21 protein-coding genes are annotated in these 24907 nt (G+C 73.1%); 17 read left to right on the top strand and 4 right to left on the bottom strand.

Translation table 11 applies throughout. The features are described from left to right. Positions 1 to 60 precede the first annotated feature (60 nt). Positions 61 to 1689 (bottom strand): penicillin-binding transpeptidase domain-containing protein, encoded by a 1629-nt coding sequence (locus AC067U_RS13045; protein ID WP_478829729.1) that lies wholly within the window; start codon positions 1687 to 1689, stop codon positions 61 to 63. A 48-nt stretch (positions 1690 to 1737) separates the two neighbouring features. Then, a complete protein-coding gene (locus AC067U_RS13040; RefSeq protein WP_478829728.1) occupies positions 1738 to 3420 on the bottom strand; it encodes a dolichyl-phosphate-mannose--protein mannosyltransferase in 1683 nt (560 codons plus the stop codon). A gap of 77 nt (positions 3421 to 3497) precedes the next feature. Here AC067U_RS13040 and rsmI point away from each other — a divergent pair, with 77 nt between their 5' ends. From rsmI to AC067U_RS12965, 15 genes are all read left to right on the top strand, one after another. Then, the gene (gene rsmI, locus AC067U_RS13035) at positions 3498 to 4385 is read left to right on the top strand and encodes a 16S rRNA (cytidine(1402)-2'-O)-methyltransferase (protein WP_478829727.1); all 888 of its coding nucleotides are present in this window, start codon (positions 3498 to 3500) and stop codon (positions 4383 to 4385) included. A gap of 160 nt (positions 4386 to 4545) precedes the next feature. Continuing rightward, positions 4546 to 5040 (top strand): hypothetical protein, encoded by a 495-nt coding sequence (locus tag AC067U_RS13030; protein WP_478829726.1) that lies wholly within the window; start codon positions 4546 to 4548, stop codon positions 5038 to 5040. Positions 5041 to 5050: 10 nt separating this feature from the next. Next, complete coding sequence (locus tag AC067U_RS13025) at positions 5051 to 5950, top strand: TatD family hydrolase (protein ID WP_478829725.1); 900 nt, start codon at positions 5051 to 5053, stop codon at positions 5948 to 5950. Positions 5951 to 6758: 808 nt separating this feature from the next. After that, positions 6759 to 8057: a ubiquitin-like domain-containing protein gene (locus AC067U_RS13020; protein ID WP_478830103.1), complete on the top strand. Its 1299-nt coding sequence runs from the start codon at positions 6759 to 6761 to the stop codon at positions 8055 to 8057. After that, a complete protein-coding gene (gene rsmA, locus AC067U_RS13015) occupies positions 8054 to 8968 on the top strand; it encodes a 16S rRNA (adenine(1518)-N(6)/adenine(1519)-N(6))-dimethyltransferase RsmA (protein ID WP_478829724.1) in 915 nt (304 codons plus the stop codon). Before AC067U_RS13020 ends, rsmA begins: the two co-directional genes overlap by 4 nt. After that, positions 8965 to 9879, top strand: coding sequence for a 4-(cytidine 5'-diphospho)-2-C-methyl-D-erythritol kinase (locus AC067U_RS13010; RefSeq protein WP_478829723.1), 915 nt, complete (start codon positions 8965 to 8967; stop codon positions 9877 to 9879). The genes rsmA and AC067U_RS13010 overlap by 4 nt, the downstream gene beginning before the upstream one ends. 68 nt (positions 9880 to 9947) lie before the next feature. Then, positions 9948 to 10304, top strand: a complete 357-nt coding sequence (locus tag AC067U_RS13005) for a hypothetical protein (protein ID WP_478829722.1) — start codon at positions 9948 to 9950, stop codon at positions 10302 to 10304. Beyond that, positions 10301 to 10564 (top strand): hypothetical protein, encoded by a 264-nt coding sequence (locus AC067U_RS13000; protein WP_478829721.1) that lies wholly within the window; start codon positions 10301 to 10303, stop codon positions 10562 to 10564. The genes AC067U_RS13005 and AC067U_RS13000 overlap by 4 nt, the downstream gene beginning before the upstream one ends. 75 nt (positions 10565 to 10639) lie before the next feature. Next, positions 10640 to 11965 (top strand): acyltransferase family protein, encoded by a 1326-nt coding sequence (locus AC067U_RS12995; protein WP_478829720.1) that lies wholly within the window; start codon positions 10640 to 10642, stop codon positions 11963 to 11965. Positions 11966 to 11992: 27 nt separating this feature from the next. Beyond that, positions 11993 to 13801 (top strand): ABC-F family ATP-binding cassette domain-containing protein, encoded by a 1809-nt coding sequence (locus AC067U_RS12990; RefSeq protein WP_478829719.1) that lies wholly within the window; start codon positions 11993 to 11995, stop codon positions 13799 to 13801. Positions 13802 to 13960: 159 nt separating this feature from the next. Further along, positions 13961 to 15643: an outer membrane protein assembly factor BamB family protein gene (locus AC067U_RS12985; protein WP_478829718.1), complete on the top strand. Its 1683-nt coding sequence runs from the start codon at positions 13961 to 13963 to the stop codon at positions 15641 to 15643. A 22-nt stretch (positions 15644 to 15665) separates the two neighbouring features. Beyond that, positions 15666 to 17579 carry an outer membrane protein assembly factor BamB family protein gene (locus tag AC067U_RS12980; RefSeq protein WP_478829717.1) on the top strand — a complete coding sequence of 638 codons (1914 nt, stop codon included), beginning with the start codon at positions 15666 to 15668 and terminating at the stop codon, positions 17577 to 17579. A gap of 129 nt (positions 17580 to 17708) precedes the next feature. Further along, the gene (locus AC067U_RS12975) at positions 17709 to 18383 is read left to right on the top strand and encodes a response regulator transcription factor (protein WP_478829716.1); all 675 of its coding nucleotides are present in this window, start codon (positions 17709 to 17711) and stop codon (positions 18381 to 18383) included. 198 nt (positions 18384 to 18581) lie between these two features. Then, positions 18582 to 19550 carry a UDP-glucose 4-epimerase GalE gene (gene galE, locus AC067U_RS12970; RefSeq protein WP_478829715.1) on the top strand — a complete coding sequence of 323 codons (969 nt, stop codon included), beginning with the start codon at positions 18582 to 18584 and terminating at the stop codon, positions 19548 to 19550. A gap of 652 nt (positions 19551 to 20202) precedes the next feature. Next, a complete protein-coding gene (locus AC067U_RS12965; protein ID WP_478829714.1) occupies positions 20203 to 21027 on the top strand; it encodes a LuxR C-terminal-related transcriptional regulator in 825 nt (274 codons plus the stop codon). Here AC067U_RS12965 and AC067U_RS12960 read toward each other — a convergent pair. After that, positions 21024 to 21521, bottom strand: coding sequence for a MarR family winged helix-turn-helix transcriptional regulator (locus tag AC067U_RS12960; protein WP_365108659.1), 498 nt, complete (start codon positions 21519 to 21521; stop codon positions 21024 to 21026). The genes AC067U_RS12965 and AC067U_RS12960 overlap by 4 nt on opposite strands. Before the next feature lie 131 nt (positions 21522 to 21652). Between AC067U_RS12960 and AC067U_RS12955 the strand changes: the two genes are divergently transcribed. Beyond that, on the top strand, positions 21653 to 22537 hold the full coding sequence (locus AC067U_RS12955) for a trans-aconitate 2-methyltransferase (protein ID WP_478829713.1): 885 nt from the start codon (positions 21653 to 21655) through the stop codon (positions 22535 to 22537). Then, the gene (locus AC067U_RS12950; protein WP_478829712.1) at positions 22534 to 22929 is read left to right on the top strand and encodes a VOC family protein; all 396 of its coding nucleotides are present in this window, start codon (positions 22534 to 22536) and stop codon (positions 22927 to 22929) included. Before AC067U_RS12955 ends, AC067U_RS12950 begins: the two co-directional genes overlap by 4 nt. A gap of 82 nt (positions 22930 to 23011) precedes the next feature. Here AC067U_RS12950 and AC067U_RS12945 read toward each other — a convergent pair whose 3' ends face one another. Continuing rightward, the gene (locus AC067U_RS12945; RefSeq protein WP_478829711.1) at positions 23012 to 24757 is read right to left on the bottom strand and encodes an FG-GAP-like repeat-containing protein; all 1746 of its coding nucleotides are present in this window, start codon (positions 24755 to 24757) and stop codon (positions 23012 to 23014) included. Positions 24758 to 24907: the final 150 nt, after the last annotated feature.

The following is a 24907-nucleotide window of genomic DNA, read 5'->3' as shown; positions in this document are numbered from 1 at the left end:
CGGGTCCCGTGTGGGGCGGGCGTTCCGCAGGGCGGCACGCCAGCCCACACGACGGCGGAGTCAGCCCGCGCGGAGGACCTGGGCCACGAGGGGGCCCGCCGCGTCGCCGCCGTGGCCGCCGGCTTCGACCATGGCCGCGGCGGCGATGTCGTCGCTGTAGCCGGTGAACCAGCTGTCCGGGGCGCCCGCGCCGTCGACCTCCGCCGAGCCGGTCTTCGCTCCCTTGTCCCCTCCGACGCCGGCCATCGCCTCCGCGGCGGTCCCGCTCGTCGCCGTCAGCCGCATCATCGAGACCAGCTGCTGCCGCACCGCCGGCTTCATCCGGCGTTCCGCCGTCGCCAGCTGCCGGCCGTCCAGGTCGGCCGGCACGATCACCGGCTGCCGGAAGGCGCCCGTCTTCGCCGTCGCCGTGATCGACGCGATGTTCAGCGGGTTCATCTGGATCTCGCCCTGGCCGATGTACGCGGCGGCCGCCCCCGGACCGGAGCTCTCCGGCACCGTCCCGTCCCGGGACGGGATGCCCGTCTTCCAGTTGTCCAGGCCGATCCCGAAGACCTCGCGCGCCTCACGGGGCAGCGCCCCGTCGTCCTTCACCTCGTCGATGTGGCCGATGAAGGCCGTGTTGCAGGACTTCGCGAAGCTGGTCGCGAAGGTCGCGTGGTCGAGCTCGAAGCCCTTGAGGTTGCGGAAGGTCCTGCCGTACCAGCTCGCGGTGGCCTTGCACGGAGCGACCTTGTCCGCCGCGACGATGCCCTTGTCCAGCAGCATCTCCGCCGTCACGATCTTCATCGTGGAGCCCGGTGCCCGCGCGCCCTGCATCGCCGCGTTGAACCCGTCCGCGCGGTGGTTGGCGACCGCCAGGATGTCTCCGCTGCTCGGCTTGAGCGCCACCACCGAGGACTCCGGGTGCTTCGCGACGGCCTGCTCCGCCGCCGCCTGCACCTTCGCGTCCAGCCGGGTCTCGATCTTCCCCGGCTTGCCCGGCGCCAGGGTGAGCAGCGTCCGCTTCGGCGCGTCCGCCAGGGCCGGTTCGATCCACAGCTCCGCGCCGGGGGTGCCGCCGGCCTTCTCGCCGTAGGTCTTCCGCAGCTGGTCGAGCACCGGCCGCAGCGACGGGTACTTCTCCGGGCTGAGCTCCTGACCGTTGCGGTCCGTCAGGGTGACCGGCGGTGCCGCCGGGGTGCCCGCGCGCAGCTGCTCGTCCTTCTGCAGCTGCGGGTGGAGCACCGAGGGCTGCCAGTCCACCAGCGCCTTGCCGCTGGACACCCCGCGCACCACCGTCAGCTTCGACTCGTAGGCCAGGGGCTTGGTGCTTCCCTGGTACGTGACCTCCGCGTCGACCTTGAACGGGACCGTCGTCCCCGTCGGCGCGCCGGGGGTGATCACCGCCTTGGACACGTACGCCTTGGTCCTGAACCCGGCCACGGCCGGCTGCGCGGCCGTCGCGTTGTTCGTCAGGTCGGCGGCGGCCCGCTCGTCCCCGGCGGCCCACGCGGCCAGGAAGTCCTTGGCGGTCCGCTCGACCTCCTTCGCGGACGGCGGCCCGCTCCCCACCGACGCGGACGTGCCCTCACCGCCCCCGCCGCCCCCGGTCTCCGACCCCACCAGCGAGTACACCCCGTAACCGGCCCCGCCGACCATCAGCAGGAACACCCCGCCGATGACGGCCCCCTTCGCGGCCCCGTTCATGACAGTCCCCTCCCCAGGAGTCACCACTGTCTGAACATGTTCAACTACTCAGACCCAGGTGTCCAGCCACATTCGGTTCCGCCAGGACTCCATGGGGAGGGTCTCGCCGGTGTAGATCGGCCAGAAGTAGATGAAGTTCCAGATGATCAGCAGGACCAGGACGCCCGCCGTGATCGCGCCCAGGGCGCGGCGGCGTTCGGTCGAGCCGGCCGGGCCCAGCAGGGCGCCGATCATCATCGCCACCGCCAGGCACAGGTACGGGACGAACACCACGGCGTAGAAGAAGAAGATGGTGCGCTCCTGGTAGTTGAACCAGGGCAGGTAGCCGGCGGCCACGCCGCAGGCGATCGCCCCGGCCCGCCAGTCGCGGCGGAACGCCCACCGCCACAGCACGTACAGCAGGGCGAAGCAGGCCGTCCACCACAGCAGCGGGGTGCCCAGCGCCAGCACCTCGCGGGCGCACTTGGCGGTCTCGGTGGCCGGGCAGCCGTCGGTGCCGGGGGCGGGGGACTCGTAGAAGTAGGAGACCGGGCGGCCCAGGACCAGCCAGCTCCACGGGTTCGACTCGTAGGTGTGGCCTTCCGTGAGTCCCACGTGGAACTTGTAGACCTCGGTCTCGTAGTGCCACAGGCTGGTGAGCCAGTCCGGCAGCCAGGCCACCCCGCCCTGCTTGTCCGACCAGTCGCGGAAGTAGCCGCCCTTGCCGTTGTCCGGGCTGAGGATCCAGCCCGTCCAGGACAGCACGTACACCAGGAGGGCCACCGGGACGGTGGAGAGGAACGCGGGCAGGGCGTCGCGGCGCAGCATGGCCACGTGCGGGGCGCCCGCTCCGGCCACCCGCCGGGAGGCGGCGTCCCACAGCACGGTCAGCACGCCGAAGAAGGCGAGGACGACCAGGCCGTTCCACTTGGTGCCGAAGGCCAGGCCCAGGCAGACGCCGGCGGCGATCCGCCAGGGGCGCAGGCCGAGCCGGGTGGTCTCCGCGATCAGCGCGTCGGGCCGGGTCCGTCCTTCCTCGTCCACGGGGAGTGCCGCCGCCAGCCGGGCCCGCGCCCGGTCCCGGTCGATCAGCAGGCAGCCGAAGGCGGCCAGCACGAAGAACATCAGCACCAGGTCCAGCAGCGCCGTCCGGCTCATCACCAGGTGCAGGCCGTCCACCGCGAGCAGGGCGCCGGCCAGGCACCCCAGGAAGGTGGAGCGGAACAGCCGGCGGCCGATCCGGCACAGCATCAGCACCGACAGGGTGCCCAGTACGGCGGTCATGAACCGCCAGCCGAACGGGGTGAAGCCGAACATCCACTCGCCGAGGCCGATCACCCACTTGCCCACCGGCGGGTGCACCACGTAGCCGGGGTCCAGCGGGAGCGCCACCCCGTCCGGATTGGCGATGATCGACTTGTCGACGTCCTTGGGCCAGCTCGCCTCGTAGCCCTGCCGGACGGTCGCCCAGGCGTCCTTGGCGTAGTACGTCTCGTCGAATATCACCGCCTTGGGGCGGCCCAGGTGCCAGAACCGCAGCACCCCCGCCACCAGTGCGATCAGCAGCGGGCCGGCCCAGGCCAGCACCCGGCTCACCGCCTCGCCGGCGCGGGCCGGCATACCCAGGGCCGCCCAGAGCTGTCCGGACGGTCGGGCGTACGGCGGCACCAGGCGCGCGCGGACGTCGTCCCGCGGGGGCGGGCTGGGCGCGTGGGACTCGGCGAGCGTCGGGGTCGCGGTACTGGTGGTCACCGGGTCATCGTAGGGAACGGATCTGTGAGCCCCCCAGCACCGGGGACCCGGGGGCGCGGACTTGAGAGGATGGGGCGGTGACAGACACGCAGCCCGCCCGCACTTCCCACCCCGGCGTCCTCGTCCTGGCCGGCACCCCGATCGGCGACCTCGCCGACGCGCCGCCCCGGCTCGCCGCCGAACTCGAGCAGGCCGACGTGGTCGCGGCCGAGGACACCCGACGGCTGCGCCGGCTCACCCAGGGGCTCGGTGTGCACACCACCGGCCGGGTGGTCTCCTACTTCGAGGGCAACGAATCCGCCCGCACCCCCGAGCTCGTCGAGGCGCTGCTCGGCGGCGCGCGGGTGCTGCTGGTGACGGACGCGGGCATGCCCTCGGTGTCCGACCCCGGCTACCGGCTGGTCGCGGCGGCCGTGGAGAAGGACATCAAGGTCACCGCCGTTCCCGGGCCCTCCGCCGTGCTGACCGCGCTCGCGCTGTCCGGCCTCCCGGTGGACCGGTTCTGCTTCGAGGGCTTCCTGCCCCGCAAGGCCGGCGAGCGGCTCGGCCGGCTCCGCGAGGTCGCGACCGAACGGCGCACCCTCGTCTACTTCGAGGCCCCGCACCGGCTCGACGACACCCTGGCGGCCATGGCCGAGGTCTTCGGCGCCGACCGGCGGGCCGCCGTCTGCCGCGAGCTGACCAAGACCTACGAGGAGGTCAAGCGGGGCGGACTGGGCGAGCTGGCGCAGTGGGCGGCCGAGGGCGTGCGCGGCGAGATCACCATCGTGGTCGAGGGCGCGCCCGAAGCGGCACCGGGCGACGTGGACGCCGAGGAGCTGGTGCGCCGGGTGCGGGTGCGCGAGGAGGCGGGGGAGCGGCGCAAGGAGGCCATCGCGGCGGTCGCGGCGGAAGCGGGTCTTCCCAAGCGGGAGGTCTTCGATGCCGTGGTCGCGGCAAAGAACGCGGCACAAAAGGTGCCGTAGACCGGTAAAGAGCTAGCCTGAAAGGCAAAGGTCGGACCGCGCACCGAGCGCTTTGGGCATGAGTCGCCCAAAGACCGTCCAACAGTCGACATGGCCTGATGCGCTCTTGCCGGAAGTGGCGTCCACTGGCAGTGGACACCAGCGCTCGATAGGAGCCGGCATGAGTGAGATCGCAGACACCCCGGTCGCCGCCCCCACCCCCCGTCCCGCACCCCCGCCCGGGGTGCAGGTCGTGCACGAGGCGTACTCCTTCGCCTGCATGAGGTGCGGATACGGCTGGGAACAGGGCTATGAGATCGAGCACCACACCGATGCCCACGGCCGGCCCTTCATCTACTACACGGTGGCCGGTCAGCGGGTGCCGTCGCCGCTGTCCAACCCCACCTGTCACAACTGTGAAGGGCACGTGGTCCGGATCATGCGGTCGGGCCAGGTCGACAACGTGCTCGGCACGATCGACCGCATCTACCACCACCGGATAGCCCCCGGGATCGCCGGCCCGGTGCCGGCCGGGGCGAACGTCCCGCGCCCGGCCCGGCCGCCGAGGAAGAGCCCGGCGCACGATTCGCCCGGCCCGGTGGCGGTCTTCCCCGAGGAGGAGGAGCCGCGGCGCGGGCCGCTGGCCCGCCTCCTGGCCTGGTTCCGCCGGTCATAAGATCGGGCGTATGAGCCCCAGCCCTGCCAAGGACTCCGCGAAGGACTCCAAGGACGAGATGCCGCCGCTGCCCGAACCGCTCCGGGTGGCGGTGGCCGACTCGCACACCCACCTGGACATGCAGCGCGGCACGGTCGAGGAGGCCCTGCGGAAGGCCGCCTCCGTCGGCGTGACCACCGTCGTCCAGGTGGGCTGTGACGTGAAGGGCTCCCGATGGGCGGCCGAGACCGCCGCGGCGCACGGAAACGTCCACGCGGCGGTCGCGCTTCACCCGAACGAGGCGCCCCGGATCGTGCTCGGCGACCCCGACGGCTGGTCCCGCCAGGGCGCCCGCCCGGGCGGCGGCGAGGCCGCCCTCGACGACGCGCTCGCCGAGATCGAGGCCCTCGCCGCGCTGCCGCACGTCAACGCCGTCGGCGAGACCGGCCTGGACTACTTCCGCACCGGCCCCGAGGGCATGGCCGCGCAGGAGCGTTCCTTCCGGAGCCACATCGAGATCGCCAAGCGGCAGGGCAAGGCACTGGTCATCCACGACCGGGAGGCGCACGCGGACGTCCTGCGCATCCTCCGGGAGGAGGGCGCGCCCGAACGCACCGTCTTCCACTGCTACTCCGGAGACGCCGACATGGCCCGGGAGTGCGCCGAGGCCGGCTACTACATGTCCTTCGCCGGGACCGTCACCTTCAAGAACGCCCAGCCGCTGCGCGACGCGCTGGCCGTCGCCCCGCTGGAGCTGGTCCTCGTCGAGACCGACGCCCCCTACCTCACCCCCGCGCCGTACCGCGGACGGCCGAACGCGTCGTACCTCATTCCGCTCACCGTCCGCGCGATGGCCGCGGTACGCGGCATCGACGAGGACACGATGTGCGAGGCGCTCGCCGTGAACACGGCCCGCGCGTTCGGCTACTAGGCGCCGGGGCTGCCGGGCCGCCGGTGCCGCCGGTGCCGCGCGGCGGGGCATGACCCCGCCCGTTTTTTCGAACGCCGAGTCGGCACTGTGCGTAGCGGGTCGACTTTCCTCCGTAACCGCGGCTCCGCTAGTCTCCCCTGCCCGAACCAGGCCGGGCCGGACCAGTGGAGCGAGCGTCGTGAGCGATTCCCAGCCGTACGCGGGCGGCACGTACGCGCCCCCGGAGATGCAGCCCGTCCCGGAGGCCGCGCCCTACCCGGGCCCCGGCCCGTACCGGGACCCCGGTTCCGGCCTCCCCGAGGGCCCGGGGACCCCTCCGTTCCCGGGCGGGGATGCGTACGCGGGCGGGGATCCGTACGCGGGCCCTGATGGCTACGGGGAGGCCTATGCGGACCCGTACGCCGCCCCCGTCGACCCCCGTGCGCCGTACGCCGATCCCTACGCCGGTCCGCCGGGCAGCACCCCGTACGGCGGCGGGCCGTACGGCGGCCCCGGCGCGTACGGCGGCCCGGGCGCCTACGGCGCGGAGCCGTACCGCTTCCCCGGGTACCCCTCGGCCGACCACCAGGACGGCGGCCCCCGGCCGGACGATCCGGCCGGCGCGCACACCGGTACGGGAGCCCCCGGGCCGGCCGCCGCCTCCCCGGGCGGACTCGACACCCTCGAAACGCTCGGCGCGCTGGACTCCCTCGCCCCCGCCGAACCGGCCGGGACCGGCACGGCCGACGGCACGGACGGGCACGACGGCACCGGCGGGGCGGGCGGCACCGACGGCACCGGCGGGGCGGGCGGGGCCGGGGACGCCGCCGTGCCCGGTCCGCGCACCGGCCGCCGCCGCAAGACCGCCGACACCGCGCCGGGGCGCCGCGCCCGCGGCCGCGCCGCCGCCCCGGCGGCCCCCGCACCCGCACCGGCCGTCCCCGGGCCCGCCCCCGCCCCGGAGCGGGCACCGGCCCCGGCCCCGGCCCCGGCCGGCGGCCGGTCGGCCGGCCGCTCCCGCCGTGGCCCCGCCGGAACCGACGGCCTGCGGAAACTCGTCCCGCAGGCCCTGGTCGTCGCCGTGCTGGCCGGCGGGACCTCCGCCTTCGTCGCCGCCGACAAGGCCGTCCTCCTCACCGTCGACGGCGTCCCCCGCACCCTGCACACCTTCGCCGACGACGTCGACGAGCTCCTCCGCCGCGAGGGCGTCGGCGTCGGCGAGCACGACCTCGTCGCCCCCGCCCGCACCGCCGCCCTCGACGACGGAGACGAGATCGTCGTCCGCTACGGCCGGCCGCTGCGCCTCACCCTCGACGGCGAGCACCGCCAGGTGTGGACCACCGCCGACACCGTGGAGTCCGCGCTCCGCCAAGTCGGCGTCCGCGTGGAAGGCGCCTACCTCTCCGCGCCCCGCACCGCCGCCGTGCCCCGGGCCGGCCTCGCCCTGAACGTCCGCACCGAACGCAGCGTCACCTTCATGGCGGACGGCCGCGAACGCACCATCCGCACCAACGCCGCCACCGTCCGGGAGGCCCTCGACCAGGCCGGCATCGGCCTCGGCGGCCAGGACACCACCTCCGTGCCGCCCGACTCCTTCCCGCGCGACGGCCAGACCGTCACCGTGCTGCGCATCACCGGCACCCGGGAGGTCCGCGAGGAGCCGATCCCGTACACCACCAGGCGGGTCAGGGACCCCGAGCTGTTCGCCGGGACCGAGGTCGTCGAACAGGCCGGGCGCCCCGGTGCCCGCCGGGTCATCTACGCCCTGCGGACCGTCAACGGGGTCCGGCAGAAGCCCCGGAAGATCGCCGAAGAGACCGTGCGGGAGCCGGTCACCGCCCTGGTGAAGGTCGGCACCAAGCCGCTGCCCAGCTCGGTCGACGGCGCCGACGGACTGGACTGGGGCGCCCTGGCGCACTGCGAGTCCGGCGGGCGGCCCGGCGCGACCGACCCGTCCGGGACGTACGGCGGGCTCTACCAGTTCGACGTACGCACCTGGCAGGGGCTCGGCGGCAGCGGCCGCCCGCAGGACGCGGACGCCGACGAGCAGACGTACCGGGCCAAGAAGCTCTACGTGCAGCGGGGGGCGAGTCCGTGGCCGCACTGCGGCCGTAGGCTTTACCGGTGAGCACCGCAGAGCCGACCGAGCAGACGCCCGAGCCGCAAGGCACCCCCGACGCCCTCCTGGGCCCCGCCGACATCCGCGAACTGGCCGCGGCCCTCGGCGTACGCCCCACGAAGCAGAAGGGGCAGAACTTCGTCATCGACGCCAACACGGTCCGCCGGATCGTCCGCACCGCCGAGGTGCGGCCCGACGACGTGGTCGTCGAGGTCGGCCCGGGACTGGGCTCGCTGACGCTGGCCCTGCTGGATGCCGCCGACCACGTCACCGCCGTGGAGATCGACGACATCCTGGCCGCGGCGCTGCCCGCCACCATCGAGGCGCGGATGCCGGCGAAGAAGGACCGGTTCGCACTGGTCCACTCCGACGCGATGCTCGTGCGGGAACTGCCCGGGCCGGCGCCGACGGCCCTGGTCGCCAACCTGCCCTACAACGTCGCCGTCCCGGTCCTCCTCCACATGCTGGACCGGTTCCCGACCATCGAGCGCACCCTGGTGATGGTCCAGGCCGAGGTCGCCGACCGGCTGGCCGCCCGTCCCGGCAACAAGGTGTACGGCGTGCCCTCGGTCAAGGCGAACTGGTACGCGGACGTCAAGCGGGCCGGCGCGATCGGCCGGAACGTCTTCTGGCCGGCGCCGAACGTCGACTCCGGGCTGGTGTCGCTGGTCCGCCGCACCGAGCCGGTGAAGACCACGGCGAGCAAGGCGGAGGTCTTCGCGGTGATCGACGCGGCGTTCGCGCAGCGCCGCAAGACCCTCCGGGCCGCGCTGGCCGGCTGGGCCGGTTCGGCGGCCGCCGCCGAGGCCGCGCTCACCGGCGCCGGGATCTCCCCGCAGGCCCGCGGGGAAGCCCTCACCGTGGAGGAGTTCGCGGCGATCGCGGAACACAAGCCGGCGCAGGAGAGGCCCGCACTGTGAGCACCGACGAACACCGATCCGTCACCGTCCGGGTCCCCGCCAAGGTCAACGTGCAGCTCGCGGTGGGCGCCGCCCGCCCCGACGGCTTCCACGACCTCGCCAACGTCTTCCTCGCCGTCTCCCTCCACGACGAGGTCACCGCCACCCCGGCCGCGGAACTGCGGGTCACCTGCGAGGGCCCGGACGCCGACCAGGTCCCGCTGGACCGCACCAACCTGGCCGCCCGCGCCGCCGAACTCCTCGCCGCCCGGCACGGCCTGGAACCCGCGGTCCATCTGCACATCGCCAAGAACATCCCGGTCGCCGGCGGCATGGCCGGCGGCAGCGCGGACGGCGCCGGCGCGCTGCTGGCCTGCGACACCCTGTGGGGCCTGAACAGCTCCCGCGAGGACCTCCTCGACATCTGCGCGGAACTCGGCAGCGACGTCCCGTTCAGCCTCGTCGGCAACGCGGCGCTCGGAACGGGGCGCGGCGAGCACCTGACTCCCGTCGGGGCCGGCACCTTCCACTGGGTCTTCGCGGTCGCGGAGGGGGGCCTGTCCACCCCGGCGGTGTTCCGCGAGTTCGACCGGCTCACCGCCGGGACCGACGTCCCGGCCCCCGAGGCCTCCCCGGTACTGCTCGCGGCGCTCGCCTCGGGCGACCCGGACGCGCTGGCCGCGGCACTGTCCAACGACCTCCAGGCGGCGGCACTCTCGCTCCGCCCGGAGCTCGCCGCCACCCTGGCGGCGGGCACCGAGGCCGGCGCCCTGGCCACCCTGGTCTCCGGCTCCGGCCCGACCACGGCCTTCCTGGTCCGCGACGAGGAAGCGGCGCTGAAGGTGGCGGCCGCCCTCGAAGCCTCCGGCACCTGCCGCACCACCCGCACGGCCTCCTCCCCGGCCCCGGGCGCAACGGTCCTGCCCGGGTGAACCCCGGCGCCGCCGCGCCCGCCCGGGCTAGGCTGAGGACACCCGACGCGCACACGGGAGGCGCTCCGATGACCGAGCAGGCGGTGCACGGCACCAACCCTTTGATCCCCATGCCGGCCCTGACACCGGCGGCCCTGCGGGTAGCCGTGGCTCAGATTGCCCCGGCCTATCTGCCGGCCTTCCTGGAGGATCTGGAGCAGGCCGCCGAGCAGAGCGCCGCTCAGAGCACCATTACCCCCTTGCGGACCTTCCTGCACTGGTGGGGCGAGTTCGTTGCGATCCAACGCGTCCCAGCCCGCGCCGCACGGCTGCGGGAACTGGAGACGATCGCCGACGGGGCCTCAGACCGCACCGTGCTGGACGCGGCAGTGGCAGAGATCCAGCAGATCTTGGCCGATGCACGTAGTGAGGTTGCAGCTCCGTGAGCGACGCTTGGACCTGGCACTACAATCCGGATGCGGAGCATGTGGTCGGCGGCCTACCACCCGAGGTCGTTGCTGAGGTGGAACGACTTGCCGACCAGTTGACCATTCTCGGCCGGGACGCCGCTGCTGTGGGCCGTGGCCCACAGGAGGGCGGCGGCCTGCGGGCCCTCAAAATCTTCGGCGGCCTCGGGCTTCTGATGTTCCTCGCCCCCGAGCGGCTGCGGGAGATCTCCGTGGTCAAGGTGGTCTGGCTCGGCTGAAGCCAGCCGTACTCAGCCCGGAGATGAGTATCCGGGCGGTGCCGCGGGTGCCGGTGGGGGCGGGAACCTGGCCGCATGGGACACACCGCCGCCGAAATCGCCGACGCCACGCCCGCCGGGCGGGACCGGTACGTCGACCTGCTCCGGGCCGCATCGCTCGGGACCGTCGTGCTCGGGCACTGGCTCATGGCCGCCGTCACCCCCGACGGCCGGATAGGGAACCTGCTCGCCGTGCTGCCGGGGCTACAGGTGCTCACCTGGCTGCTCCAGGTCATGCCGGTGTTCTTCTTCGTCGGCGGGTTCTCGCACGCCCTGTCCTACCGGTCCCTGGCCCGTCGGTCGGACGGACAGCCCGTCTACACCGCCTTCGTCCGGGCCCGGCTGCAGCGGCTGCTGCGGCCCACCCTGGTGTTCGTCGCGGTGTGGGCCGTGCTCGCGACGGCGATCCAGCTCGCCGGTGGCGCCGGCGGGCTGACCGGGGCCGCGCTGCGCATCGTCACCCAGCCGCTGTGGTTCATCGGGATCTACCTCGCCATGGTCGCCTTCACCCCGCCGCTGCTCCGGCTGCACGAGCGGTACGGCTGGGCCGTCTTCGCCGCCCTCGCCGGCGCGGCCGCCGCCGTCGACCTGCTGAGGTTCGCGGCCGGGGTGCCCTACCTGGAGTTCCTGAACTTCGCCTTCGTCTGGCTGGCCGTGCACCAGCTCGGCTTCCTGCGGGCCGACGGCAGGATCACCCGCCCCGCCGTCCTCGCCGCCGCCGGCCTCGCCGGGGCCGTGCTGCTCGTGGCCCGCGGACCGTACCCGCTGTCCATGGTCGGGATGCCCGGCGAGAAGGTCTCCAACATGGCCCCGCCCACCCTCGCCCTGCTCTGCCACGCCCTGTGGCTGGTCGGCGCGGTGGAGCTGCTCCGCGCCCCCGCCGCCCGGCTGCTCGCCCGGCCGCGGGCCTGGCGGGCGGTCGTCGCCGCCAACGGCATCGCCATGACCGCCTTCCTCTGGCACCTCACCGCCATGCTCGGCGTCTACGCCGCCCAGCTCGCCCTCGGTCTGCCGCTGCCCGCGCCCGGCGGCGCGGCCTGGTGGGCCCAGCTGCCCGTACGCCTGGTGCTCGCCGGCCTCGGCACCGCCGCGCTGGTCGCCGTGTTCCGCCGCTTCGAGACCCCGGCCGCAGCCCGTCCGGCGGCATCCGGACCCGGCTCCCTCGCCGCCCTCGGCATCACCCTGTGCCTGTTCGGCGTCCTCGGACTGTCCATGACGGGACTGGGCGGGCTGCTGGAGGGCCACAGCGCCGTCCTCGTCGCCGTCCCCGTCACCGCGCCCGTCGCCATCGGGATGGTGGTCGGCGGATGGACGCTGGTCGAGCGCCCACGACCCGGTGGGACGGTTAGGCTGAGGGGCTGATCCATCCCCTTCCCTGGAGCGCGTCTGATGGCCGTCAATCTGGTCAATGTCGAGGCAGTCAGCAAGGTGTACGGCACCCGTACCCTGCTCGACGGCATCTCCCTCGGCGTGTCCGAGGGGGACAGGATCGGCGTCGTCGGCCGCAACGGCGACGGCAAGACCACCCTCATCCGGATGCTCGCCCGGCTGGAGGAACCCGACAGCGGCCGTGTCACCCATACCGGCGGCGCCCGCATCGGAGTCCTCACCCAGCACGATTCCCTCGACCCGGCCGCCACCGTCCGGCACGAGATCATCGGCGACATGGCCGACCACGAGTGGGCCGGCAACGCCCGCATCCGCGACGTCCTGACCGGTCTGTTCGGCGGCCTCGACCTGCCCGGCTTCGGCCAGGGCCTGGACACCGTCATCGGCCCGCTGTCCGGTGGTGAGCGCCGCCGCATCGCGCTGGCCAAGCTGCTCATCGCCGAGCAGGACCTGCTCGTCCTCGACGAGCCCACCAACCACCTCGACGTCGAGGGCATCGCCTGGCTGGCCAAGCACCTCCAGGAGCGCCGTTCCGCCCTGGTCTGCGTCACCCACGACCGCTGGTTCCTCGACCAGGTCTGCACCCGCATGTGGGACGTCCAGCGCGGTGCCGTGCACGAGTACGAGGGCGGCTACAGCGACTACGTGTTCGCCCGCGCCGAGCGCGAGCGGATCGCCGCCACCGAGGAGGTCAAGCGGCAGAACCTGGTCCGCAAGGAGCTCGCCTGGCTGCGCCGCGGGGCTCCCGCCCGCACCTCCAAGCCGCGCTTCCGGATCGAGGCCGCCAACGCCCTCATCGCCGACGTGCCGCCGCCCCGCGACCGCAGCGAGCTGATGCGCTTCGCCAACGCCCGCCTCGGCAAGACCGTGTTCGACCTGGAGAACGTCTCCGTCCAGGCCGGGCCCAAGATGCTGCTCAAGCACCTCACCTGGCAGCTCGGACCGGGCGACCGGATCGGCCTGGTCGGCGTCAACGGCGCCGGCAAGACCTCCCTGCTGCGCGCCCTCGCCACCGCCGCCCGCACCCAGGGCGAGCAGCAGCCCGCCTCCGGTGTGATCACCGTGGGCAAGACCGTCCGGCTGGCCTACCTCTCCCAGGAGGTCGGCGAACTCGACCCGTCCCTGCGGGTCCTGGAAGCCGTACAGCGGGTCCGGGACCGGGTGGACCTCGGCAAGGGCCGCGAGATGACGGCGGGGCAGCTGTGCGAGCAGTTCGGCTTCACCAAGGAGAAGCAGTGGACGCCGGTCGGCGACCTCTCCGGCGGTGAGCGGCGCCGGCTGCAGATCCTGCGGCTGCTGATGGACGAGCCGAACGTGCTGTTCCTCGACGAGCCCACCAACGACCTGGACATCGAGACGCTGACCCAGCTGGAGGACCTCCTCGACGGCTGGCCCGGCACGATGATCGTCATCTCGCACGACCGGTTCTTCATCGAGCGCACCACCGACACCGTGATGGCGCTGCTGGGCGACGCCACCCTGCGCATGCTGCCCCGCGGCCTCGACGAGTACCTCGAACGCCGGCAGAAGATGATCGAGGCCACGGCCGCCGCCTCGGCGCCCGCCGCCGCGGCCGCGCCGGCCAGGGAGAAGCCCTCCGGGGACACGCGGGCCGCGAAGAAGGAGCTGCAGAAGATCGAGCGCCAGCTCAACAAACTGGCCGACCGCGAGTCCAACCTGCACGCGCAGATCGCCGAGAACGCCACCGACTACGACAAGGTGGCCAAGCTCGACGCCGAGCTCAGGGAACTGCTCACCGAGCGCGACGAGTTGGAGATGCGCTGGCTGGAGCTCGCCGAGGAGGCGTGAGTTCGGACCGCCTCCGGACGCGTCCGGAGGCATAACGGCGGCATCACGGGCCGGTCCTTCCTTGGGAACAGGGGAAGTGACCGGCCCGTAGCCTGTCCGTGGTCAGTGGTAGAAAGGTTCATCCCCCCACGACCTCTGACACGCCGAAGGTATGCGCTGATGACGAACCCGCCGCCCGTTCCTGAGGGTTACGGACACCTGCCCGGTCCGCCGCAGCACGGGTACGGCGCCCCGCAGCAGCAGGGCCCCAACCCGTACGCGCAGCAGCAGCCCCAACCGCCCGCGCAGCCACCACAGCCGCAACAGCCGCCCCAGCCGCCGCAGTACGGCCAGCAGCCGCCGCAGCAGGCCGGCTACGGCTTCCCGCCGCCGATGCCCCCCGGCCCGCCGCAGCCCGCGCCCGGCGGCAGCGGGCCCGGCGGCCTGCCCGGCGGACGCAAGGGGGTCGCGCTGATCGCCGCCGCGGCCGTCGGCATCCTCGCGCTCGGCGCGGGCGGGTACGTCCTCCTGGCCGGCGACGACTCCAAGACCCCGCATGCCCAGGGCAGCCCGAGCCCGGGCGGCGACGGCAAGCCGGGCGACGCCCCGTCACCCTCCGCCTCCGTGGACGACGGGGACGGCAGCGGCAACGGCGGCTCGGAGCAGACGGACCTCAACGCCGGCCGCAAGCCCGGTGAGGACAAGGTCCTCTGGCTGCGCAACAACGACATCGACCTGCCGGGCAGCGGCGCCGCGGCGCCCGCCCAGTGGGTCGTCGGGGACACCGTCGTCAAGGCCGTCGCCAAGTCCGTCACCGGCTACGGTGTCACCGACGGCAAGCAGCGCTGGACCGTTTCCTTCCCCGCCGAGATCTGCGGGGCCACCGGTCAGACCACGCCCGACGGCAAGACCGTGGTCGCGTTCAAGAACGGCAACTCCGACACCTCCGACTGCAACCAGCTGAAGCTCGTCGACCTGAAGGCGGGCAAGGAGGGCTGGACGAAGGAGGTTCCCAAGGAGGGCCTCTTCGACATCATGAGCAAGCCCAGCCTGGCCATCACCGGGGACACCGTCACCGTCAGCCGGATGGGCACGGCCAGCGCCTTCAAGGTCAGCACCGGCGACAAGCTGTTCGGCAAGCCGGCCTCCGGCTGCAAACCCGACAGCTACGCGGGCGGCGGCGCCAAGCTGATCGCCATCGCCACCTGCTCCGACCAGACCGAGGAGATCCAGGGCGTCGACCCGGCCACCGGCAAGGCCAACTGGACCTTCAAGGTGCCCAAGGGCTGGAACGTCGGCAAGGTGTACGGCACCGACCCCGTCGTGGCCGAGGCCACCAACAAGGCCGAGAAGAAGCGTTCCATCCTGGTCGTCGGCTCCGACGGCAAGCTGCGCACCCAGCTCACCGGCGAGGGCAACTTCACCGCCCGCTGCGGCATCTCCATCTTCTCCGGCCCCCAGAGCTGCACCGGCGTGGTCGTGGACGCCGCCGCCAACACCGTCTACATGCCCACCGAGGGCGAGTCCAACGAGATCGCCGCCTTCGACCTCACCAGCGGCAAGATCAAGTGGCGCGCCCCGGCCGGCGAGGGCCGTTCCGCCCTGCCGCTGAAGACGGAGAACGGGCAGCTGATCGCCTACCTGGAGCCCGACTACGACAAGGGCGGCGAGGTCCTGTCCTTCCCGGCCGGCGGTGGCAAGCCCACCACGCTGCTGCGCAACCCGTCGGGCGCGGCCACCGTCGAGAGCGGCTTCTTCGACCCGCAGATCGACTGGGCGGGCGGCCGGCTGTTCATCTCGCAGTCCCGCCTGACCGGCCGGAGCGAGGGGCCCGAAAAATTCCTGATGGCTTTCGGCAAGTGATCGACGAGAGGCAGTAACCCCCATGAGCACCCCACCCCCACCGCCGAACCAGCCCCCGCCGCCCGCGGGCGGCTTCGGCGCCCCTCAGGACCCCCGCGCCGGCTTCGGCGCGCCCCCGCCGGTGCCCCCGCAGCAGCCCGCACAGCCCCCGGCCGCGCCCCCCGCCCCGCCGGCCCAGCCGCCGGCGCAGCCCCCGGCCGCCGCACCGGCGCAGCCGCCGGCCGGACAGCCGGGCCAGGCAGGCGGGCCGGGTCAGCCCGGACAGCCGAACTCCGGACAGCCGAACTACGGCTATCCGCAGCAGGGCTACGGCTATCCGCAGACGCCCCCGCCCGCCCAGGGCCACGGCTTCCCGCAGCAGCAGCCCGGCTACGACGCCCAGGCCCAGGCCCCGTACCAGGCGCCGTACCAGACGCCCGCCCCGCACCAGACCCAGCCGATGGGTACGGCCGGCTCCGGCGGCGCGGGCGGCAACGCCAAGCGCAACCAACTGCTCATCATCGGCGCGGCCGTGGTGGCCATCGCCGTCATCGTCGCGGGCGGCTTCTGGCTGACCTCCGACGGCGGCGGCGGCGACGACAGCCCGGTGGCCACCGGCAGCCCCACCCCGGGCGGCGGCGGCAACGACAAGCCGTCCGGCTCCGGCGGCTCCGAGAAGCCCCAGGGCAACACCAAGGCCAAGACCCTGATCAACGTCGAGCGGCCCACGGTGCCCCCGGACGCCGACGGCGGCACCAACACCATCGGCACCTACGGCTCCTGGGTCACCGATTCGGTCTACGCCAAGTCGGACGTGGCCAAGGTCGTCGGCTACAACCTCGACAACGGCACCCAGAAGTGGTCGGTCCCGCTGCCCGGGCACATCTGCGGCGCGAGCCAGCACGTCTCCGACAACAAGACGGCCGTGCTCTTCCAGTACAAGCTGCCGACCGCCCAGGAGGTGTCCCCGGCGTGCAGCAACGTCGGAGTCATCGACCTGAACACCGGCAAGCTGCTGTGGTCCGCCGAGGCCAAGTCCGTCACCAACGGCGACCGGAAGCTGGCCTTCGAAGAGGTCACCATCAGCGGCCAGACCGTCGCGGCCGGCGGCCTCTCGGGCGGCGGCGCCTGGAACCTCGCCGACGGCAAGGTCCTCTGGGAGCCCAAGACCGACAACGAGGGCTGCTACGACATGGGCTACGCGGGCGGTGAGGCCCTCGGCGTGCTCCGCAAGTGCGGCCGGATCGGCAGCCAGACCGTGCAGGCCCAGATCCTCGACCCGATCACCGGCGCGCCGAAGTACTCGTACAAGATGTCCCAGGGCATCGAGTACGGGCACATCATCTCCACCAAGCCGCTGGTCGTCACCGCGAACGTCAACCGCAGCGCGCCCAACGCCATCGGCATCAGCGACATCTTCGTCATCGACGAGTCCGGTCAGCTGAAGACCAATATCTCGCTCACCTCCGGCAACTACGACCCGGCGTGCAACAACTCGGACGTGGAGAACTGCTCCAAGATCGCGGTCGGCAACGGCAAGATCTACCTGCCGTCCGTCGAGCACCAGGGCAGCGGAGACTCCGGCGGACCCCGGACGAACGAGATCCTCTCCTTCGACCTGAACACCGGCAAGCAGACCACCGACCGCGCCGACGCCGGTGAGCGCTACACGATGTGGCCGCTGCGGATGGACGGGTCCAACATCATCGCGTACAAGCGCCCGCCCTACGACAAGGGCGGACAGATCGTCAGCATCGACGGCGCGACGATGAAGGAGACCACGCTGATGGTCATGCCGGACGACAAGGAGACCCGCCGCGCGGAGACCCAGTTCGTCCCGCAGGCCGAGTTCCGCTACGCCGACGGCCGGCTCTTCATCTCCGACGACATCATCAGCAACTCCAGCTCGGCGATCGGCGAGAAGACCTACCTCTTCGTTTCGTTCACCACCCACTGAGCTGACAGGGTCCGGTCCGCGCAGCCGGCGCCCGACCGTGTCCCGGAGCCCCCGGAAGGTCCGTCCTTCCGGGGGCTTCTGCGCCGTATCCCGGACGAGCCCTCGAACAAGCGTGTAGCTTCCCGGGACATGGGCGTACGGGTGATGGTGGTCGACGAGCACCGGCTGCTGGCCGAGGCGCTCGCCTCTGCGCTGAAACTGCGCGGGCACCGGGTGCTGGCCGCGGCCGCGCCGGCCGCCGGGGCCGCCGAGCTGGTGATCAGCCGCGCCCCCGAGGTGTGCCTGCTGGGCACCGCCTCGCCCGCCGAGCCGGGCGTCTTCGAGCCGGTGGTGCGGATCAAGCGGGAGCGCCCGCAGATCGCCGTGGTGGTCCTGGGACCGGTGCCCAGCCCGCGCGGGATCGCCGCCGCCTTCGCCGCCGGCGCCTCCGGCTACGTACGCCAGGACGAGCGCATCGAGGGCGTGGAACGGGCCCTGGCCAAGGCCAGGGCCGGTGAGGTCGCCGTATCCCCGCAGCTGCTCCAGGGGGCCTTCGCGGAGCTGCTCAACCCGGCCGCGCAGCCCGACGACGAGGGCAGCCGGCTGCTGCGTCTGCTCACCCCGCGCGAGGTCGAGGTGCTGGTGCGGGTCGCCGAGGGCGAGGACACCCGGCTGATCGCGGCCGGCATGGCCATCGCCCCGAGCACCGCCCGCACCCATGTGCAGCGGGTCCTGATGAAGCTGGGCGTGGGCTCCCGGCTGGAGGCGGCCGCGCTGGCCGCCCGTACCGGGCTGCTGGACCGGGCCGCCGGGCCGGCCTCCTGACGGGGCCTGACCGGCCCCTGGGCGCCCCTGACCGGCCCCTGACCGGCGGTGACGGGCCGGTGATCTCCGCACGCGGGCGGCGCCGAGGTTCGCGTGCCGGCGCCCCCGATTTCCGCGCGGGGCGCCGGATCGGGTAAGCCAGAGTCGGACAGGCCGCGCGAGGAAGCGCGGCCGGCGACTGCGAGAGGTAGCGAACGAGTGAGCAAGTACCTGGTCACCGGCGGGGCCGGATACGTGGGCAGTGTGGTCGCCGCCCACCTCCTGGAGGCCGGCCACGAGGTCACCGTCCTCGACAACCTCTCCACCGGCTTCCGCGAGGGCGTCCCGGCCGGAGCGGCCTTCGTCGAGGCCGACATCCGCGACGCCGCGCACCACCTGGACCCCTCCTACGAGGCGGTGCTGCACTTCGCCGCCTTCTCCCAGGTAGGGGAGTCCGTGGTGAACCCGGGCAAGTACTGGGAGAACAACGTGGGCGGCACGATGGCGCTGCTCGCCGCGATGCGAGGAGCGGGCGTGCGGAAGCTGGTGTTCTCCTCCACCGCCGCCACCTACGGCGAGCCGGAGTCCACCCCGATCACCGAGTCCATGCCGACCGCGCCGACCAACCCGTACGGCGCCTCCAAGCTGGCCGTGGACCACATGATCACCGGTGAGTGCGCGGCGCACGGCCTGGCCGCCGTCTCGCTGCGCTACTTCAACGTGGCGGGCGCCTACGGGGCCTTCGGCGAGCGGCACGACCCCGAGAGCCACCTCATCCCGCTGGTGCTCCAGGTGGCGCAGGGGCGGCGCGAGGCGATCTCGGTGTTCGGGGACGACTACCCGACCCCGGACGGCACCTGCATCCGCGACTACATCCACGTCGCCGACCTCGCCGAGGCCCACCTGGCGGCGCTGGACGGCGCGCGCGGGGGCGAGCACCTGATCTGCAACCTGGGCAACGGCAACGGCTTCTCGGTGCGCGAGGTCATCGAGACCGTCCGCAAGGTCACCGGCCACGAGATCCCCGAGGTGATCGCCGAGCGGCGCGCCGGGGACCCGGCCGTGCTGGTCGCCTCGGCCCGCACGGCGCACGAGCGGCTCGGGTGGACCCCGCGCCGTCCCGACCTCGCCGGGATCGTCTCGGACGCCTGGGAGTTCGCGCGCCGCCGCGCCGCCGAGCAGGGCTGAGGCGCACCGGCGGCAGGACCGGGGCGCAAGGCCGGGCGCGGCCGGGCCGGGCGGTGCCCCAGGGGGCGCCGCCGGGCAGCATCGAGGTGTGTCGGCGGGCAGGGTTGACGTGTGCCCGCCGACGGTGTCGCGGTGCGCGGTGCACAGCCGGCCCGGTGCGCGGCTGAGCGGGGTCAAGCACCGCTGAGCAGGGCCGGACGCGGCCGCGCCGGGGGCCGCGCGGGCTCAGCGCCGGGGGAGTGCGCGGGCGCCCGCGCGCCGGGACCGCACCCTGCGCGCGGGCGCTCGGCGCATACACGCTGCGTGAAATGTCCCTCACGCAACTGCCCGTGGCACGAGCCGGGCCGGAATCCCGTTCCCGGGCCGTTCCGAGGGGCGATTTCCGGCCACACGCAGGCCCGTTCGGTGTGCGCCTCGCCGGAAAACAGCTCGGAAAACTTCTGCTATTCGGCCAACCACCGGCGGCACCCACCCCTACGCTGAAGCGACACCGGTGGGGGCCGGTGTTGATTCAGGGGTCGAGACACGTCGGGTACGACGTCCGGTCCGGGGTAGTGCAGTGAAGACGTGGCGGCGGCCGCGGCGACTGTGGATCACCGGGTCCCGGGCGTCGTACCCGCCGTCGTCCGTTCCGCGACCCGTGGGGGTGGCTGTGGTTCGTATCAGGGTTCTCGTGGTGGACGACCACCGGATTTTCGCCGAGTCGCTCGCCGCCGCGCTCGCGGCCGAGCCGGACGTGGAGGTGTCGGCGGCGGGCAGCGGTCCGGCCGCGCTGCGCTGCCTCGACCGCGCCGCGGCCGAGGGCCGCCGCTTCGACGTGCTGCTGGTCGACGCCGACCTGGGCGTCTCCGCGCCCGCGGTGCCGGCCCAGCGCGAGCCGGGCTCGGCCCCGCCGGTGACCCCGGCCGCAGGGGGCTCCGTGGGCGCCGCCGGGGACGGCATCGCGCTGGTCGCCGGTGTCCGCTCGGCCCACCCGGCGGTCCGTACGGTGGTCCTGGCCGAGCGGGACGAGCCCCGTCGGGCGGCGCTCGCGCTGCAGGCCGGAGCCTCCGGCTGGGTCGCCAAGGACTGCTCGCTGTCCCGGCTGCTCGCGGTGATCCGCGGGGTGCTCCGGGAGGAGACGCACCTGCCCCCCGCCCTGCTCACGGGGGTGCTGCGGGAGATGACGGCGGCCCGCAAGCACCGCACCGACAGCGAACGGCTGGTGGAGTCGCTGACCCCGCGCGAGCACGAGGTGCTCCGCTGCATGGTGGCAGGGCTGGGCCGGAAGGACGTGGCCGCGCGGCTGTTCCTGTCCCCGCACACCGTCCGCACCCACATGCAGAACGTGCTCGGCAAGCTCGGGGTGCACTCCACCCTGGCCGCCGTGGCACTGGCCCGGCGGGCCGGTGTGCGGCCCGCCGACCTGGGGCCGGGCCTGGGGCCTGCCCAGCGGATCATGGCCGGGGCCGCACCTGATCTGCCGGACAGGCCCTAGCCGGGAATGTTGTCGAACGGAGCGGTCAGCCGGCGCAGCAGCGCGGCCAGGTCCGCCCGTTGGGCCCGGGAGAGCCGGGCCAGGATCGCCCGCTCCTGGGCGAGCAGCCCGGCGAGCGCCTGGTCGGCGGCCTCGCGCCCGTCGGGCGTCAGCCGCACCAGCACCCCCCGCCGGTCGCTGGGGTCGGGGAGCCGCTCCACCAGGCCCTTCTTGGCGAGTCGGTCGATCCGGTTGGTCATGGTCCCGGAGGTCACCAGGGTCTGGGTCAGCAGTTGGCCGGGAGAGAGCTGGTAGGGCGCGCCCGCGCGGCGCAGCGACGTCAGGACGTCGAACTCCCAGGGCTCCAGATTGTGCTCCGAGAACGCGAGCCTGCGGGCCCGGTCGAGGTGGCGCGCGAGCCGGGACACGCGGCTGAGCACTTCGAGCGGCTCCACGTCGAGGTCAGGGCGCTCCCGCCGCCATGCCGCGACCAGTCGGTCGACCTCGTCCTCCATGCCGATCATTGTAAGGGGTCTGTCGATATGAAGTCTCTTGACGTCAAGATATATTTTCCGCCACCCTGGGCATGGAGGGGGCCGGAACCGACTTCCGGCTCCATCCGCCCTGCCAGTAGGGAGGCTCGAACATGCATTCCGATATCGCGCCGGGACGGTGCCCCACGGCCACCGTCGACTCCGGGACTGCCGCGCCCTCCACGCCCGCCGCCCCCACCTGGGACCCCCAGCAGTACCTGCGCCACGCGGGCCATCGCACCCGGCCGTTCCTCGACCTCCTCGCGCGGATACCGGAGCTGCCCGCCGGGCCCGCGCGCATCGCCGACCTCGGCTGCGGCCCCGGCAACGTGACCGCCCTCCTCACCGAGCGCTGGCCCGACGCCCACGTCACCGGCTACGACCTCTCCCCGGAGATGCTCCACCGCGCCCGCCAGGAGCACGCCGGGCCCACCCCGGGCGGCGGCACCCTGGAGTTCCACCCGGCCGACCTCGCGACCTGGGTCCCCGAAGAGCGCTACGACCTGATCGTCTCCAACGCCGCCCTGCAATGGGTCCCCGGCCACGCCGGATCCTTCGCCGCCTGGACCAACGCACTCCGCCCCGGCGGCACCTTCGCCTTCCAGATCCCCGGCAACTTCACCGCCCCCAGCCACTCCCTGCTCGCCGCGCTCTGCGACCACCCGCGCTGGCAGGCCCGGCTGGGCGGCCAGGGCGCCCGCTACATCCACCTGCTCGAACCCGCCGAATACCTGGCCCGGTTCACCGAGCTCGGCTGCGCCGCCGACATCTGGGAGACCACGTACTACCAGCTGCTGTCCGGACCCGACCCGGTCCTCGAATGGGTCAAGGGCACCGCGCTCCGGCCTGTGCTCACCGCCCTCGGCGACGACCGCCAGGCCGCCGAGGACTTCCTGCTCGAATACCGCGACCTGCTCCGCGGGGCCTATCCGCCCGGCCCGCGGGGCACCGTGTTCCCGTTCCGCCGCATCTTCGCCATCGCCCGCAAGGAGGCATGACCGTGCTCACCGCAGTCGACCACGTCCAGCTCGCCGCACCGCCCGGCTCCGAGGACCTGCTCCGCAGGTACTACGTGCACGTGCTCGGCATGACCGAAGTCCCCAAACCTCCCGTACTGGCGGCCCGCGGCGGCTGCTGGTTCGCCGCCGGCCCGGTGCAGCTGCACCTGGGCGTGGAAGAGGACTTCCGGCCCGCCCGCAAAGCCCACCCGGGCCTGCGCGTGTCGGGCATCGAAGCGTACGCGCGGCAGCTGGAGGAGCGCGGAGCCAAGGTGGTCTGGGACGACAACCTGCCGGGCCACCGCCGCTTCTACTCCGAGGACCCGGCGGGCAACCGCCTGGAGTTCCTGGAGCCGCACGGCGCGGCCGGCCCGGAAGGCACGGAAGGGTGATCCGCAGCCGGTTATGACGCGGCGGCGCCCCGCCACCGGAAGGTCCGGTGACGGGGCGCCGCCATGCGTGCTGCTGTTCGGCTCAGTTGAACTGGGTGTAGGTGTTCCAGCCCTGGGCGAGCCAGGCGCGGCCGGCGAAGGTGTGGGGGCCGCCCCAACCCTGGGAGCGGTAGAGCCACATGGTGCCGCCGGAGTCGCGGGCGATCAGGTCGGCGCGGCCGTCGCCGGTCAGGTCGCCGGGGACGGCGATGCCGGTGTAGCCGTTCCAGCCGCCGCTGAACCAGTCGCGGGCGGTGAAGGGGGCGGAGGCGTTGCCGGTGCCCTTGTAGACGTACAGGTGGCCGTCGTGGGAGGTGGCCACGATGTCGGCGCGCCCGTCGCCGTTGATGTCGCCGCCGCCGACGATGGTCTTGTACCCGTTCCAGCCGGGGCCGACCTTGACCGGGTTGCCGAACCAGGTGCCGGTGCCGTTGCCGGCGCGGAGCCACAGGTTGCCCCAGGTGTCGCGGGTCAGCAGGTCGCCCTTGCCGTCACCGTTCAGGTCACCGGGGCCGACCACCAGGTTGGTGTTCGAGAAGTCACCGCTGACCTTGACGTCCTTGAGCTGGTTGACCAGCGTGCCGGAGGCGGGGTCGAAGCTGAGCATGTGCGCCCAGTTGATCTTGTCCAGGCCGGTGGCGTTGACCACCATCTGGCCGGCCGGCCACGGAGCCTGGTCGAAGCGCTTGTCCTGGAAGCGGCCGTTGGTCTGGTTGGCGTGCTGGTAGTGCGTGTTGCTGCCGTCCACCGCGAAGACACCGTGCTTGCCGTAGACCGGGGTCACGCCGGAGTTCACGATGACGTCGTTGTTGATCCAGCCGGATCCGCCGCTCTGCCGCGCGGAGAACTTTCCGTTGCCCTGCGAGACGTAGTAGTACAGCGTGCCGCTCGGGGTGGTCGCGTACAGGTCGGCCTTGCCGTCGCCGGTCTGGTCGTCCGCGGCGAAGATCTTGTTGTAGCCGTTCCAGCCGCCGCCGACCCAGGTGCGGGCCTTGAACGGGGCGGTGGTCGAGCCGGTGCCCTTGTAGTAGTACAGGTTGCCGTTGGGGTCCTTGGCGAGCAGGTCGGCGATCCCGTCGGCGTCCACGTCGTTCGCGCCGATGATCTGGTCGTAGATGCCCCAGCCGCCACCGACCTTGACCCGGCCGGCGAACGGCTCGCCGGTGGCCGCGCCGGTCGCACGGTAGAGGTAGAGGTCACCGGACGGGGTGCGGGCCAGCAGGTCGCCGCGGCCGTCCTTGGTCAGGTCACCGGCAGCGATCAGCTTGTTGTAGATCTGCCAGCCGGAGCCCGTCCAGGTCGGGGCCTGGGTGCCGGTGCTGTACGCCTGGTGCATCGACAGCTTGCCGTCGTAGGACCACTGCAGGAGCTCGGTGCCCCAGCCGCCGCGGATGTTGCCGACCGCGACGATGTCACGGACCGTCTCGCTCTTGTCGCCGGCGATGGTGTAGTTGCTGCTGCTGCCGTCCCCGCTCGTCAGGTTGGCCGAGGACCAGCCGTGGTGGCCGCGGGAGAGGATGTCGCTCCAGCCGTCGCCGTCCAGGTCCAGGCGCGGCTTGGCGGCCTTGTACGCGTACGTGGACTTGCCGGGCGTGGAGGAGAAGGTCCCCGCCCGGGCCGGACGCTGGAGCTCCAGCGTGCCGGTGGGGACGGACGCGGCCGGAGCCGGCTTGTCCAAGCCCGCGGGGGCGGCGACGGCCGGGCCCGCCGACAGCAGCGTGCCCGCGGCGATGGCGAGAGCGGTGCAGGCCGCGACGCGGCCCAGGCGCTGGTAGCGCGAAGAAGACAAAGGGGTTCCCCCTGGATCAGGTGAAACCGGGTGGATGTCGACACGCATGGCGGCGCACTTGCAGGAGGCGCGCGGAATCGAGCATTCCCCCCCGGGAAAGTGATCGAAGACTATCCGCGCGGCCGGAGAGGCAGAAGAGGTTTTCCGTAC

The sequence above is a fragment of the Streptomyces sp. NPDC043853 genome, assembly GCF_056436025.1.
The sequence above is the reverse complement of the archived record's forward strand: the minus strand, read 5'-3'. Positions and strand labels throughout refer to the sequence as shown.